Consider the following 13,376-nt stretch of genomic DNA (forward strand, 5'->3'; position numbering starts at 1 on the left):
CATGTCGCGGCTTCGCGTTCGATTATCGCGCGCGGGTGGCGACGGCTGAAACGGGGTGAATGCGGCCCAGGGTTCGATGGTCGCACCTGGCGGACGCAGGAGAAAGCCGCCGGGTGCCTTGTTTTGGGACCCGGCGGCTTCGAAACGGATTCGATCGAGTGGCGCGGCGGGTGTCAGCCGGCTACTCGTACGGCGAGTGCGTCGCCGATCTCGGAGGTGCTCCGGGCGGGCAGGTCGCCGCGCCCGCCGAGGTCGGTGGAGACGGCGTCCTCGATCCGGGCCGCCTCGGCCTCGTAGCCGAGGTGGCGCAGCAGCAGGGCGACGGACAGCACCGTGGCGGTGGGGTCGGCCTTGCCCTGGCCGGCGATGTCGGGCGCGGAGCCGTGGACCGGCTCGAACATCGAGGGGAAGTCGCCGGAGGGGTTGATGTTCCCGCTCGCGGCGACGCCGATGCCGCCGGAGACGGCCGCGGCGAGGTCGGTGATGATGTCGCCGAAGAGGTTGTCGGTGACGATCACGTCGAAGCGCTCGGGCTGGGTGACGAGGTAGATCGTCGCCGCGTCGACGTGCATGTACTCGGTGGTGACCTCGGGGAACTCCTCGGCCACCTTGTTGAAGACGTTCGTCCACAGGTGACCGGCGAAGGTCAGCACGTTGTTCTTGTGGATCAGCGCGAGCTTCTTGCGCGGGCGGGCCTGCGCGCGGGCGAAGGCGTCGCGGACGACGCGCTCGACACCGTAGGCCGTGTTGACGGAGACCTCGGTGGCGACCTCGTGCTCGGTGCCCTTGCGGATGGTGCCGCCGTTGCCGGTGTACGGGCCCTCGGTGCCCTCGCGGACGACGACGAAGTCGATCTCCGGCTGGCCGGCGAGCGGGGTGGCGACACCCGGCAGCAGCTTGGACGGCCGCAGGTTGACGTGGTGGTCGAAGGCGAAGCGGAGCTTGAGCAGGAAGCCGCGCTCCAGGACGCCGGACGGCACCGACGGGTCGCCGATCGCGCCGAGCAGGATGGCGTCGTGCGCCTTGAGGGCGTCGAGGTCGGCGTCGGTGAGGGTCTCACCGGTGGCGTGGTAGCGCCGGGCGCCGAAGTCGAACTCCTTGGTCTCCAGCTTCACATCCTGCGGAAGGACGGCGGAGAGGACCTTGAGACCTTCGGCCACGACCTCCTGGCCGATGCCGTCACCGGGAATCACTGCGAGATTGAGGCTGCGAGACATGACGGCACCCTACCCCTCGTCCCACGGGATGACATGCGGCGTCCGGCATGCGGACGCCGGCCTGTCACCTCCGGCTCAGTGGCCGGTGGCGCCGCCGTTGTCCCGGCGGTCGAGGGCGCGCTGGAGGGCGGCCGCGGCGTTCTTGCGGTCGGAGTCACTGGTGCGGGAGAGGTGGCGGACTCGGCGGCGGACGGTCGTCTCGGCCATGGGAATCGACTCCTTCGGCACGCGGGCAGCGCGGAAAGCGAGTGGAAGGGGAGACGCCGGAAGGGGCGGGAAGCACGGTGCCGCAGGGGTTGCCTGCACGGGGCCCGGCTCACGACCGCCATTCGCTCGATCGAGCGGGACGTTCGGCTCCTACAAAGTTAAGGGAGCACGGAGCGTCTGTCTCCACAATTACTCGGACTTCCTACTATCTGAGACGGTGCACTCGGTCACACTGCCCCGACCTGCGAAAACGCCCGACGGGCCAGGTCGGGTGACCTGGCCCGTCGGGCGTTGCTCCACGGGGCGTCAGCCCATGTGCGGGTACGTGTAGTCGGTCGGCGCGACCAGCGTCTCCTTGATGGCGCGGGTCAGCGTCCAGCGCATCAGGTTCTGCGGGGCGCCGGCCTTGTCGTTGGTGCCGGAGGCACGGCCGCCGCCGAAGGGCTGCTGGCCGACCACGGCGCCGGTCGACTTGTCGTTGATGTAGAAGTTGCCGGCCGCGTAGCGCAGCTTCTCCATCGTGTACGCCGCCGCCGCGCGGTCGCCCGAGATGACCGAGCCGGTGAGGGCGTAGTCGGACACCGACTCCATCTGGGTCAGCATCTCGTCGTACGCGTCGGCCTTACTGTCGTCGTACACGTGCACGGCGAGGAACGGGCCGAAGTACTCGGTGCGGAACACCTCGTTCTCCGGGTCGGAGCACTCGACGACCGTCGGGCGGACGAAGTAGCCGACCGAGTCGTCGTAGGAGCCGCCCGCGACGATCGTGCAGGTGTCGTCCGCCTTGGCGCGGTCGATCGCGGCCTTGTTCTTGGCGAAGGACCGCTCGTCGATGACGGCGCCCATGAAGTTCGACAGGTCGGTGACGTCACCCATGGTGAGGTAGTCGACCTCGGTGGCGAACTCCTCCTTGAAGCCGTCGTTCCAGATGGACGCCGGGATGTACGCGCGGGAGGTGGCGCTGCACTTCTGGCCCTGGTACTCGAAGGCACCGCGGGTCAGGGCGGTCTTCAGCACGGCGCGGTCGGCGCTCGGGTGGGCGACCAGGAAGTCCTTGCCGCCGGTCTCACCGACCAGACGCGGATAGGTGCGGTACTTCTCGATGTTGTTGCCGACCGTCTTCCACAGGTGCTGGAAGGTCTTGGTCGAGCCGGTGAAGTGGATGCCCGCGAGGTCGCGGTGCTCAAGGGCGACCTCGGAGACCGCGATGCCGTCGCCGGTGACGAGGTTGATGACGCCCTTGGGCAGCCCGGCCTCCTCCAGCAGCTGCATCAGCAGCACGGCGGCGTGGGTCTGCGTCGGGGACGGCTTCCAGACCACCACGTTGCCCATCAGGGCCGGAGCGGTGGGCAGGTTGGCCGCGATCGCGCTGAAGTTGAACGGCGTGATCGCGTAGACGAAGCCCTCCAGCGGGCGGTGGTCCATGCGGTTCCACACGCCCTGGGAGTTGGCCGGGGGCTGCTCGGCCAGGATGTTGCGGGCGTAGTGGACGTTGAAGCGCCAGAAGTCGATCAGCTCGCAGGGGCTGTCGATCTCGGCCTGCTGGGCCGTCTTGGACTGGCCGAGCATGGTGGAGGCGGCGATGGTCTCGCGCCACGGGCCGGACAGCAGCTCGGCGGCGCGCAGGATGATCGCCGCGCGGTCGTCGAAGGACATCGCGCGCCAGGCCGGGGCGGCGGCCAGGGCCGCGTCGATCGCGTCCTGGGCGTCCTGCTGGGTGGCGTTCGCGTACGTGCCCAGGCGGGACTTGTGGTTGTGCGGCTGCACGACGTCGAAGCGCTCGCCGCCGCCCATCCGCTTCTCGCCGCCGATGGTGCAGGGCAGGTCGATCGGATTGTCGGCCAGCTCCTTGAGCTTGACCTCCAGACGGGCACGCTCGGGCGAGCCGGGGGCGTAGCCGTGCACCGGCTCGTTGACGGGGGTGGGGACCTGGGTCACAGCGTCCATGGGTTCCGTAACTCCTTTAACTGAGCGGTCTTGCGAGCGGGTGGGCTCAGCCCTTGCTGACCATCGAGCGGGCGAAGAACCGGAGGTTGGCCGGCTTCTCCGCCAGACGGCGCATGAAGTAGCCGTACCAGTCGGTGCCGTAGGCGGTGTACACGCGCATGCGGTGGCCCTCGGCGGCGAGCCGCAGGTGCTCGTCGCCGCGGATGCCGTACAGCATCTGGAACTCGTACTCGTCGAGCTTGCGCCCGGCGGTGCGGGCCAGCTCCTGTGCGATGGAGATCAGACGCGGGTCGTGGGACCCGATCATCGGGTAGCCCTCGCCCTCCATCAGCGTCCGCAGGATGCGCACGTACGCCTTGTCGATTTCGTGGCGCTGCTGGTACGCGACCTCGGCGGGCTCCTTGTAGGCGCCCTTCACCAACCGTACGCGACTGCCGTTGTCGGCGAGCCGGCGCGCGTCGGCCTCGGTGCGGAAGAGGTAGGCCTGGATGACGCAGCCGGTCTGCGGGACGTCTTTCCGCAGCTCGTCGTGGATGGCGAACATCGAGTCGAGGGTGGTGTGGTCCTCGGCGTCGAGCGTGACGGTGGTGCCGATCTCGGCGGCGGCCTCGACGACCGGGCGGACGTTCTTCAGGGCCAGCTCGTGGCCGCCGTCCAGCGCCTGGCCGAACATCGACAGCTTCACCGACATCTCGGCGCGGGCGCCGAGGTCGAGCGGCTTGAGCCGGTCGACCAGCTCCAGGTAGGCGTCGCGGGCGGCCTCGGCCTGCGCGGGGTTGGTGATGTCCTCGCCGACGACGTCCATCGTCAGCTCCAGGCCCTGGTCGGTGAGGTCCTGGATGATCGGCAGCACCTCGTCGACCGTCTCGCCGGGGATGAACCGGTCGACGACCGGCTTGGTCACGGGCGCGGCCGAGACCAGCCGGCGCATCCGGTCGCTGCGCGACGCGGCGAGAATCACGGGACCCAGCACGGGGCACCTCCACTTACCAACCAACACGAGGCCGTTGCCCGACGAACGGGGGACGGCACGGAGAACCACCGTGAAATCTAAGGATCCACCCGATCGTCGGCCATCGACAGCTGTCACGCATCCGTGCCGCAGATCTCAGACAGATGTATGAAGGGCGCGCGCAAATGCGGCAGAATGCCCGGGTGATGTCGGATTCCAAGGATGACTATCAGGAGCTGGTCGACGAGATCTCCGAGTTGCTGGGCGCGCCCGCGACCCTGGAGAACCGCGACTTCGAGCTGATCGCCTTCGGCGCCTACGACAGCGAGGGCGACCTCGATCCGTCCGCCCTCGACCCGGTGCGCACCCGCTCGATCCTGACCCGGCGCTCCACCGCCGCCGTCCGGGCCTGGTTCGAGGGCTTCGGCATCACCCGCGCGACCGGCCCGGTCCGCATCCCGCCGACCCCGGACGCGGGGGTGTACCGGGGCCGCACGTGCCTGCCGGTACGCCACCGGGGTGTCGTCCTCGGCTACGTGTGGCTGCTGGACACCGACCCCGGCCCGACCGATCGGCAGCTGGCGGCGGCCATGGAGGTCACCGCCCGGATCGGCGCGCTGCTCGCGGACGAGGCGCAGCACGGCGCCGACCTGAGCCGGGAGCTGCGGGCCGTGCTGACCGCCGAGCGCGACTGGCAGCGGGACATGGCCGTGGCGGAACTGCGCACGGCCCTCGGCTCCCGCGCGGACACCCCGCACGCGGTGGTCTGCGTCGCCCCCTGGCCGTCGGCCGGTCCCGACGACGCCCCCTCGGTCCGTACGGTGCCGGGGGCGACGGCGCTGTGCACGGTGCCGTGGGGGACGGCCGGGCAGTCACTGGCACTGCTGGTCCGACTGCGCTCGGTGGATGTGCTCACCCCGGCGACCTCGGCGGCGGGCCGGCTGCTCGAGCGGGCGCGGGGCGCGAGCGGGGCCGCGGGCACCCCGGCGGCCGGGCTCTCCGCCCCGCGCACCGGGTTGGCGGAGCTGGGGGCGGCCTGGTGGGAGGCGTCGGCGGCGGCCCGGGCGGCACGCGCCGAGACCCGGTTCGGGCCGGTCGCCGAGTGGACGTCCATCGGGCCGTTCCGCCTGCTGACCGCACTGCCCCCGCAGGCCGCACACGACCCCGCCGTACGGGTCCTGCTCTCCCCCGCCCACCGGGAACTGGCCCGCACCGCGGAGGTCTACCTCGACTGCGCGGGCCAGGCCGGCCGCGTCGCCGCCGAGCTGGGCATCCACCGCCAGACGCTGTACTACCGACTCTCCCGCGTCGAACAGCTCACCGGCCTGGACCTGGACGACGGCGAGGACCGGCTGCTGCTCCACATGGCCCTCAAGGCGTACCGCCTGTAGCGGCCTCCACCACCTGACGCAGGCCGTCCGTGAGCTGGTCCGCCTCGGGAGCGGACTTCGGGTCGAAGGTCCACTGGGCCATGACGCCCATCATCAGCGTCGTGTAGAAGGTCCCGAGCGTGTCGACGACCTCCTCCGGCACGTCCTCCTCGCGCGCGCCCGTGAACAGGGCGACGAATCCGCGCGAGCCGTCCCGCTGGGCCCGCGCCAGATGGTCGCGCACCTCGGGCAGCTGATCGCCCATGGCCACGACCTCCATGCTGAGGCGCCACATCGAGCCGGGCCGGCGCATGGTGCCGATGATGTTCGTCCACACCGAGGTGAACCGCTCCAACGAGCCGGGCTCGCCTTCGATCTCGCCGTCGAAGGCCTCGGACATGTTCTCGACCATCGCCACGTAGGCCTGAGCGAGGAGCGCGTCCTTCGACCCGTAGTGGTAGCCGATGGACGCCAGGTTGGTCCCCGACTCCTTGACGATGTCGCGTGCCGTCGTGCGCACGAACCCCTTGGCGAGCAGGCAGCGCTTGGCGCCCTCCAGCAGATCCTCACGGTGTCCCATGGCGCCACCTTACCCGCACGTCCATACGGCCGTCTTACACAGTCGTCATATACAGCCGTTCTAGACAGACGTATAAGACGTACGTACAGTCCTCGGCATGACACCGAACCCGCCACGCGCCGGCCGCCGCGAGTGGACCGCGCTGACCGTGCTGATGCTCCCGCTCCTCCTGGTCTCGATGGACGTCTCCGTCCTCTACTTCGCGATCCCGCAGATCAGCGCGGACCTGGACCCGAGCGGCACGCAGCAGCTGTGGATCTTCGACATCTACGGCTTCGTCCTCGCCGGCCTGCTGATGACGATGGGCTCGCTGGGCGACCGCATCGGCCGCCGCAGGCTGCTCCTCATCGGTGCGGCCGCCTTCGGCGCCGCCTCACTGCTGGCGGCCTACGCGCACAGTGCCGAGACCCTGATCGCGGCCCGCGCGGTCCTCGGCATCGGTGGGGCGACGCTGATGCCGACCACGATGGCGCTGGTCCGCACGATGTTCACCGACCCCGCCCAGCGGGCGAAGGCGATCGGGCTGTGGTCCGGGGTGATGACGGCCGGGATCGCGCTCGGCTCGGTGATGAGCGGCGTTCTCGTCGAGCACTTCTGGTGGGGCTCGGTCTTCCTGGTCAACCTGCCCGCGATGGCCCTGCTGCTGGTCCTCGGACCGGTACTGCTCCCCGAGTCGAAGAACCCCTCCCCCGGCCGCTTCGACCTGCTGAGCGTGCCGCTCTCGATGGCGGCGGTCCTGCCGGTGATCTACGGACTGAAGGAACTGGCCGCAGAGGGCTGGAACGTCCGGTACGTCGTGTCGATCACCGTCGGCCTGCTGTTCGCGGCGCTGTTCGTGCAGCGCCAGCGCACGTCGGCCTCGCCGATGATCTCACCGGCCGTCTTCCGCGGGCACGGCTTCACCCCGGCCCTCGCGCTCAACACCCTGTCGGCCTTCGGGATGATGGGCTCGGCGTACTTCACCACCCAGTACCTCCAGTCGGTCCTGGGCAAGAGCTCGCTGGAGGCGGCGCTGTGGAGCCTGCTGCCGTCGGTGCTCATCGGCGCCGCGGCACCGGTCGCCGCCCAGCTGGTCCAGCGGGGGGTCGAGCGCGGGCACGTCGTGACGGCCGGGTTCGTCATCGCGGCGGGCGGCTACGGACTGCTGGCCCTGGCCGGCACGGACTCGCTGTGGCTGGTGCTGGCCGGGTCCGGCGTCCTCGCCGTCGGCATCGTCATCGTGATGTCCCAGCTCACCGACCTGGCCCTCAGCTCGGCGCCGGTCGAGAAGGCGGGGGCGGCGTCCTCCCTGCTGGAGACCGGCACCGAGTTCGGCGGCGCCCTGGGCATGGCCGCACTCGGCTCCATCGGTACCGCCCTCTACCACCGCGGCATGCCGTCGGACGCGCCCGCTCCGGCCCAGGAGACGCTGGGCGGCGCGCTGGCCGTCGCCGCCGAACTCCCCGGGCGCGCGGGGGACGCCCTGGCGACGGCGGCACGCGAGGCGTTCACCGACGGCATGCGGGGCGCCTCGATCGCGGGGGCGCTGCTGCTCGTCGGGGCGGCGGGACTGGCGGCGATGGGGCTGCGGCACATCAGGGTGCGCCCGGAGACGCCCACGGAGAACGCCGAACAGGCTGATCGGGTCAGCCCGTCCGGCGTTTGAGGACGAGCCCGTTCAGGGCGAACGGGGGGCCGGGGGTGACAGCCCCCGGGCACGGCACGTCAGACGAGGTTCACCGACCGGGCCGACGTGGCCCCGATCTCCGCCGCGACCTCGGCCAGCACCCCGGAGGGCACCGTGTCGTCGACGGTCAGCACGGCCAGCGCCTCGCCACCGACCGTCGCGCGGGCGACCTGCATGCCGGCGATGTTGATGCCGGCCTCGCCGATGACGCGGCCGACGGTGCCGACGACGCCCGGACGGTCCTCGTAGCGCAGGACGACCATGTGGTCGGCGAGGGCGAGGTCGACGTCGTACTCGCCGACGGCGACGATCTTCTGGAGGTGCTTCGGGCCGGCCAGCGTGCCGGAGACCGACACCTCCTCGCCGTCCGAGAGGGTGCCGCGCACGGTGACGACGTTGCGGTGCTCCGGGGACTCCGAGCTGGTGGTCAGCCGGACCTCGACGCCGCGCTCCTGCGCGAACAGCGGGGCGTTGACGTAGGACACCGTCTCGTCGACGACGTCCTCGAAGACGCCCTTGAGCGCGGAGAGCTCCAGCACCTTCACGTCGTGCTGGGTGATCTCGCCGTAGACCTCGACGTCGAGGCGGACGGCGACCTCGCCGGCCAGCGCGGTGAAGATGCGGCCGAGGCGCTCGGCGAGCGGCAGACCCGGCTTGACGTCCTCGGCGATGACACCGCCCTGGACGTTCACCGCGTCGGGGACCAGCTCACCGGCGAGGGCGAGGCGGACGGACTTGGCGACGGCGATGCCGGCCTTCTCCTGGGCCTCGTCGGTGGAGGCGCCGAGGTGCGGGGTGCAGACCACCTGGTCGAACTCGAACAGCGGCGAGTCGGTGCACGGCTCCTTGGCGTACACGTCCAGACCGGCGCCCGCGACGCGGCCCTCCTTCAGCGCCGAGTACAGCGCCTCCTCGTCGACGATGCCGCCGCGCGCGGCGTTGACGATGCGGACGCTCGGCTTGACCTTGCGCAGCGCCTCGTCGCCGATCAGGCCGAGGGTCTCGGGGGTCTTGGGCAGGTGGACGGTGATGAAGTCGGAGACCTCGAGCAGCTCGTCCAGCGACAGCACCTTGACGCCCATCTGCGCGGCCCGCGCGGGCTGCACGTAGGGGTCGTAGGCGACGACCTTCATGCCGAAGGCCGACATGCGCTGGGCGACGAGGGCACCGATGCGGCCGAGGCCCACCACACCGAGGGTCTTCTCGGCCAGCTCGACGCCGGTGTACTTGCTGCGCTTCCACTCGCCGTTCTTGAGCGCGGCGTTGGCCTGCGGGATGTTGCGGGCGGTGGCGACGATCAGGCCGCAGGCCAGCTCGGCGGCGGTCACGATGTTGGAGGTCGGGGCGTTGACCACCATCACGCCTGCCTTGGTGGCGGCGGAGACGTCCACGTTGTCCAGGCCGACACCGGCGCGGGCGACGACCTTGAGCTTCTTCGCGGCGGCGATGGCCTCGGCGTCGACCTTGGTCGCGGAGCGGACCAGGATCGCGTCCACGTCGGCGATGGCGGGGAGCAGTTCGGCCCGGTCCGCGCCGTTGCACTGGCGGATCTCGAAGTCGGGGCCAAGCGCGTCCACGGTCGCGGGCGACAGCTCTTCAGCGATGAGTACGACAGGTTTCGAGCTCACGTGAGTCCTCACAAGTCCAATGCGGACGGCCGTCCCGACGGCCGCAGGCGGTGGAGGGTTGGTGGCCGCGTGGAAGACGCACGACGCTGTGGGCCTGACGCGTATGTTGTGCAGCAGTCTAGTGGCGCGGCGGCGGGCGTCCTGCGCCTCTGCGGAAGGATCACCCGGAAGTGGCTGTACAGGGTGGCCAACGAGAATCCAGCCCCTCCGGCGTTTGAGGAGCGGGGTCCGGGGCGGAGCCCCGCGACGGCACCCGGAACTGGCGGCACCGTCGCGGAGCGTTCGGCTTACGCCTCCTCGTCGACCCAGCTCATGAGCTTGCGCAGCTCCTTGCCGGTGGTCTCCAGCAGGTGCTCGGAGTCCTGCTGCTTGTACTCGTTGTACTTCTTCAGACCGCCGTGGTACTCGTCCATCCAGTTCTTGGCGAACGTGCCGTCCTGGATCTCGGCGAGGACCTTCTTCATCTCGGCCTTGGTGGCGTCGGTGATGATCCGCGGGCCGGTGACGTAGTCGCCCCACTCGGCGGTCTCGGAGATCGACCAGCGCATCTTCTCCAGGCCGCCCTCGTACATGAGGTCCACGATCAGCTTCAGCTCGTGCAGGCACTCGAAGTAGGCGATCTCCGGCTGGTAACCGGCTTCGGTCAGGGTCTCGAAGCCCGCCTTGACCAGCGCGGCCGTGCCACCGCAGAGGACGGCCTGCTCGCCGAAGAGGTCGGTCTCGGTCTCCTCGGTGAAGGTCGTCTTGATGACGCCGGCGCGGGTGCCGCCGATGCCCTTCGCGTACGACAGGGCCAGCTCGAAGCCGCTGCCCGTGGCGTCCTGCTCGACGGCCGCGATGCAGGGAACGCCGCGGCCCTCCTCGTACTGACGGCGCACCAGGTGGCCCGGGCCCTTCGGGGCGACCATGCAGACGTCCACGCCGGCCGGCGGCTTGATGAAGCCGTAGCGGATGTTCAGGCCGTGCCCGAAGAACAGGGCGTCGCCGTCCTTCAGGTTGTCCTTGATGTGCTCCTCGTAGACCTGGGCCTGGATCGGGTCCGGGACGAGGATCATGATGACGTCGGCCTCGGCGGCGGCCTCGGACGGGCTCACCACGCGCAGGCCCTGCTCCTCGGCCTTGGCCTTGGACTTGGAGCCCTCGTGCAGACCGACGCGCACGTCGACACCCGAGTCACGGAGCGACAGCGCGTGGGCGTGGCCCTGGCTGCCGTACCCGATGACCGCGACCTTGCGGCCCTGGATGATGGACAGGTCGGCGTCGGCGTCGTAGAACAGCTCGGCCACTGGGTTCTCTCCTTGTGTGCAGGTGTTGCGTCCCACCGTATGCCGGTGAGGGGAAGGGAAGTTTCGGGGTCTCGGAATGCGGGCGGCCGGTGGTGTGCACGACCGCCCGTTTCCGTCGTTATGCGGACCGGTCGAGTGCGCGAAGCGAGCGGTCCGTGATCGAACGGGCGCCGCGGCCGATGGCGATCGTGCCGGACTGGACGAGTTCCTTGATGCCGTACGGTTCCAGCATCTTGAGCATGGCGGACAGCTTGTCGCTGCTGCCGGTGGCCTCGATGGTGACGGCCTCCGGGGAGACGTCGACGGTCTTGGCGCGGAACAGCTGGACGATCTCGACGATCTGGGAGCGCGTCTCGTTGTCGGCGCGCACCTTCACCAGGACGAGTTCGCGCTGGACCGCCTGGGTGGGCTCCAGCTCGACGATCTTGAGCACGTTGACCAGCTTGTTGAGCTGCTTGGTGACCTGCTCCAGCGGGAACTCCTCGACGCTCACCACGATGGTGATGCGGGAGATGTCGGGGTGCTCGGTGACGCCGACGGCGAGCGAGTCGATGTTGAAGCCGCGGCGGGAGAACAGGGCGGCGATCCGGGCGAGGATGCCGGGCGTGTTCTCCACCAGGACGGAGAGCGTGTGCTTGGACATGTTCTCTGGGTCTCTCTCGCTCAGTCGTCTTCGTTGTCGCCGAAGTCGGGTCGGACGTCCCGGGCGGCCATGATCTCGTCGTTGGAGGTGCCGGCGGCGACCATCGGCCAGACCATCGCGTCCTCGTGGACGATGAAGTCGACGACGACGGGGCGGTCGTTGATCGAGTTCGCCTCTTCGATGACCTTGTCGAGGTCGGCGGGGTCCTCGCAGCGGATGGCGTAGCAGCCCATGGCCTCCGACAGCTTCACGAAGTCGGGGACCCGGGTGCCGCGGGCGTCCGGGTTGACGTCCTCGGGGCCGGAGTGCAGCACCGTGTTGGAGTAGCGCTGGTTGTAGAACAGGGTCTGCCACTGGCGGACCATCCCGAGGGCGCCGTTGTTGATGACGGCGACCTTGATCGGGATGTTGTTCAGGGCGCAGGTGGCGAGTTCCTGGTTGGTCATCTGGAAGCAGCCGTCGCCGTCGATCGCCCAGACGGTCTGCTCGGGCGCGCCGGCCTTGGCGCCCATGGCGGCCGGGACGGCGTACCCCATGGTTCCGGCGCCGCCGGAGTTCAGCCAGCTGGCGGGCCGCTCGTACTGGACGAAGTGCGCGGCCCACATCTGGTGCTGGCCGACGCCGGCCGCGAAGATCGTGCCCTCGGGCGCGAGCTGCCCGATGCGCTCGATGACCTGCTGCGGGGAGAGCGAACCGTCCTCGGGCTGGTCGTAGCCGAGGGGGTAGGTGTCGCGCCAGCGGCTCAGGTCCTTCCACCAGGCGCTGTAGTCGCCGGTGTTGCCCTCGCTGTGCTCCTTCTGGACGGCCTGCACGAGGTCGGCGATGACCTCGCGGGCGTCGCCGACGATCGGCACGTCGGCGGCGCGGTTCTTGCCGATCTCGGCCGGGTCGATGTCGGCGTGGACGATCTTGGCGTACGGGGCGAAGCTGTCCAGTTTGCCGGTGACGCGGTCGTCGAAGCGGGCTCCGAGGGCGACGATCAGGTCGGCCTTCTGCAGCGCGGTGACGGCGGTGACCGCACCGTGCATGCCCGGCATTCCCACGTGCAGCGGGTGGCTGTCGGGGAACGCGCCGAGCGCCATCAGGGTGGTGGTGACGGGCGCTCCGGTGAGTTCGGCGAGGACCTTCAGCTCGGCGGTGGCCCGCGCCTTGAGGACGCCGCCGCCGACGTAGAGCACGGGGCGCTTCGCGGCGGTGATGAGCTTGGCGGCCTCGCGGATCTGCTTGGCGTGCGGCTTGGTGACCGGGCGGTAGCCGGGCAGGTCCATGACCGGCGGCCAGGAGAAGGTGGTCTTCTTCTGGAGGGCGTCCTTGGCGATGTCGACCAGGACCGGGCCCGGGCGGCCGGTGGAGGCGATGTGGAACGCCTGCGCGATCACCCGGGGGATGTCCTCGGCCTTGGTGACGAGGAAGTTGTGCTTGGTGATCGGCATGCTGATGCCGACGATGTCGGCCTCCTGGAAGGCGTCCGTGCCGATCGCCTTGGAGGCGACCTGGCCGGTGATCGCGACCATCGGCACTGAGTCCATGTGCGCGTCGGCGAGCGGCGTGACCAGGTTGGTGGCGCCGGGTCCCGAGGTCGCCATGCAGACGCCCACCTTCCCGGTGGCCTGCGCGTAGCCTTCGGCCGCGTGGCCGGCGCCCTGCTCGTGGCGGACCAGGACGTGACGCACCTTGGCCGAGTCCATCAGCGGGTCGTACGCCGGAAGGATGCACCCGCCGGGGATGCCGAATACCGTGTCGGCGCCGACCTCCTCGAGAGAGCGGATGAGGGCCTGCGCACCCGTGACGTGCTCGGGGGCGGACTGTCCTCCGGATCGGGGCCGCGGCTGCGGGTGATGGGCCCCGGTGGCCTGCTCGGTCATCGGCATTCTCTTCTC

At 70.1% G+C, this 13,376-nt stretch carries 11 protein-coding genes; 2 read left to right on the plus strand and 9 right to left on the minus strand.

Features of this window, described 5'->3' with window-relative positions:
• Positions 1-173 precede the first annotated feature (173 nt).
• The 4 genes from RI578_RS11830 to RI578_RS11845 form a co-directional block, all read right to left on the minus strand.
• A complete protein-coding gene (locus tag RI578_RS11830; protein ID WP_310871045.1) occupies positions 174-1,217 on the minus strand; it encodes a 3-isopropylmalate dehydrogenase in 1,044 nt (347 codons plus the stop codon).
• A gap of 75 nt (positions 1,218-1,292) precedes the next feature.
• Positions 1,293-1,424 carry a hypothetical protein gene (locus RI578_RS11835; protein WP_007444772.1) on the minus strand — a complete coding sequence of 44 codons (132 nt, stop codon included), beginning with the start codon at positions 1,422-1,424 and terminating at the stop codon, positions 1,293-1,295.
• A gap of 306 nt (positions 1,425-1,730) precedes the next feature.
• Positions 1,731-3,371, minus strand: coding sequence for an L-glutamate gamma-semialdehyde dehydrogenase (gene pruA / locus RI578_RS11840; protein WP_310871046.1), 1,641 nt, complete (start codon positions 3,369-3,371; stop codon positions 1,731-1,733).
• Positions 3,372-3,417: 46 nt separating this feature from the next.
• Complete coding sequence (locus RI578_RS11845) at positions 3,418-4,344, minus strand: proline dehydrogenase family protein (protein ID WP_310871047.1); 927 nt, start codon at positions 4,342-4,344, stop codon at positions 3,418-3,420.
• A gap of 164 nt (positions 4,345-4,508) precedes the next feature.
• Between RI578_RS11845 and RI578_RS11850 the strand changes: the two genes are divergently transcribed.
• The gene (locus RI578_RS11850) at positions 4,509-5,714 is read left to right on the plus strand and encodes a helix-turn-helix domain-containing protein (RefSeq protein ID WP_310871048.1); all 1,206 of its coding nucleotides are present in this window, start codon (positions 4,509-4,511) and stop codon (positions 5,712-5,714) included.
• On the opposite strand, the gene RI578_RS11855 is transcribed toward RI578_RS11850, so the two are convergent.
• On the minus strand, positions 5,695-6,273 hold the full coding sequence (locus RI578_RS11855) for a TetR/AcrR family transcriptional regulator (RefSeq protein WP_310871049.1): 579 nt from the start codon (positions 6,271-6,273) through the stop codon (positions 5,695-5,697). The two genes, RI578_RS11850 and RI578_RS11855, sit on opposite strands and share 20 nt — an antisense overlap.
• 97 nt (positions 6,274-6,370) lie before the next feature.
• On the opposite strand from RI578_RS11855, the gene RI578_RS11860 reads away from it, so the two are divergent.
• Positions 6,371-7,918 carry an MFS transporter gene (locus tag RI578_RS11860; protein WP_310871050.1) on the plus strand — a complete coding sequence of 516 codons (1,548 nt, stop codon included), beginning with the start codon at positions 6,371-6,373 and terminating at the stop codon, positions 7,916-7,918.
• 59 nt (positions 7,919-7,977) lie between these two features.
• Here the strand turns inward: RI578_RS11860 and serA are convergent, their stop codons facing one another.
• The 4 genes from serA to RI578_RS11880 all read right to left on the minus strand — a co-directional run bounded on the left by serA (position 7,978) and on the right by RI578_RS11880 (position 13,367).
• A complete protein-coding gene (gene serA / locus RI578_RS11865; RefSeq protein ID WP_310871051.1) occupies positions 7,978-9,567 on the minus strand; it encodes a phosphoglycerate dehydrogenase in 1,590 nt (529 codons plus the stop codon).
• Between the two features lie 287 nt (positions 9,568-9,854).
• Complete coding sequence (gene ilvC / locus RI578_RS11870) at positions 9,855-10,853, minus strand: ketol-acid reductoisomerase (protein WP_121749335.1); 999 nt, start codon at positions 10,851-10,853, stop codon at positions 9,855-9,857.
• Between the two features lie 118 nt (positions 10,854-10,971).
• A complete protein-coding gene (gene ilvN, locus RI578_RS11875) occupies positions 10,972-11,496 on the minus strand; it encodes an acetolactate synthase small subunit (RefSeq protein WP_121749334.1) in 525 nt (174 codons plus the stop codon).
• A 20-nt stretch (positions 11,497-11,516) separates the two neighbouring features.
• Complete coding sequence (locus RI578_RS11880; RefSeq protein WP_310871052.1) at positions 11,517-13,367, minus strand: acetolactate synthase large subunit; 1,851 nt, start codon at positions 13,365-13,367, stop codon at positions 11,517-11,519.
• Positions 13,368-13,376 lie beyond the last annotated feature (9 nt).

The sequence above is a fragment of the Streptomyces sp. BB1-1-1 genome (assembly GCF_031597775.1).
Taxonomy (GTDB): Bacteria; Actinomycetota; Actinomycetes; order Streptomycetales; family Streptomycetaceae; genus Streptomyces; species Streptomyces thinghirensis.

What these genes read in the sequence shown, in the direction of transcription:
- pruA (WP_310871046.1), bottom strand. Translation starts at nt 3,371, where the DNA reads ATGGACGCTGTGACCCAGGTCCCCACCCCCGTCAACGAGCCGGTGCAC.
- RI578_RS11830 (WP_310871045.1), bottom strand. Translation starts at nt 1,217, where the DNA reads ATGTCTCGCAGCCTCAATCTCGCAGTGATTCCCGGTGACGGCATCGGC.
- RI578_RS11850 (WP_310871048.1), top strand. Translation starts at nt 4,509, where the DNA reads ATGCGGCAGAATGCCCGGGTGATGTCGGATTCCAAGGATGACTATCAG.
- RI578_RS11860 (WP_310871050.1), top strand. Translation starts at nt 6,371, where the DNA reads ATGACACCGAACCCGCCACGCGCCGGCCGCCGCGAGTGGACCGCGCTG.
- RI578_RS11855 (WP_310871049.1), bottom strand. Translation starts at nt 6,273, where the DNA reads ATGGGACACCGTGAGGATCTGCTGGAGGGCGCCAAGCGCTGCCTGCTC.
- RI578_RS11880 (WP_310871052.1), bottom strand. Translation starts at nt 13,367, where the DNA reads ATGCCGATGACCGAGCAGGCCACCGGGGCCCATCACCCGCAGCCGCGG.
- ilvN (WP_121749334.1), bottom strand. Translation starts at nt 11,496, where the DNA reads ATGTCCAAGCACACGCTCTCCGTCCTGGTGGAGAACACGCCCGGCATC.
- RI578_RS11835 (WP_007444772.1), bottom strand. Translation starts at nt 1,424, where the DNA reads ATGGCCGAGACGACCGTCCGCCGCCGAGTCCGCCACCTCTCCCGCACC.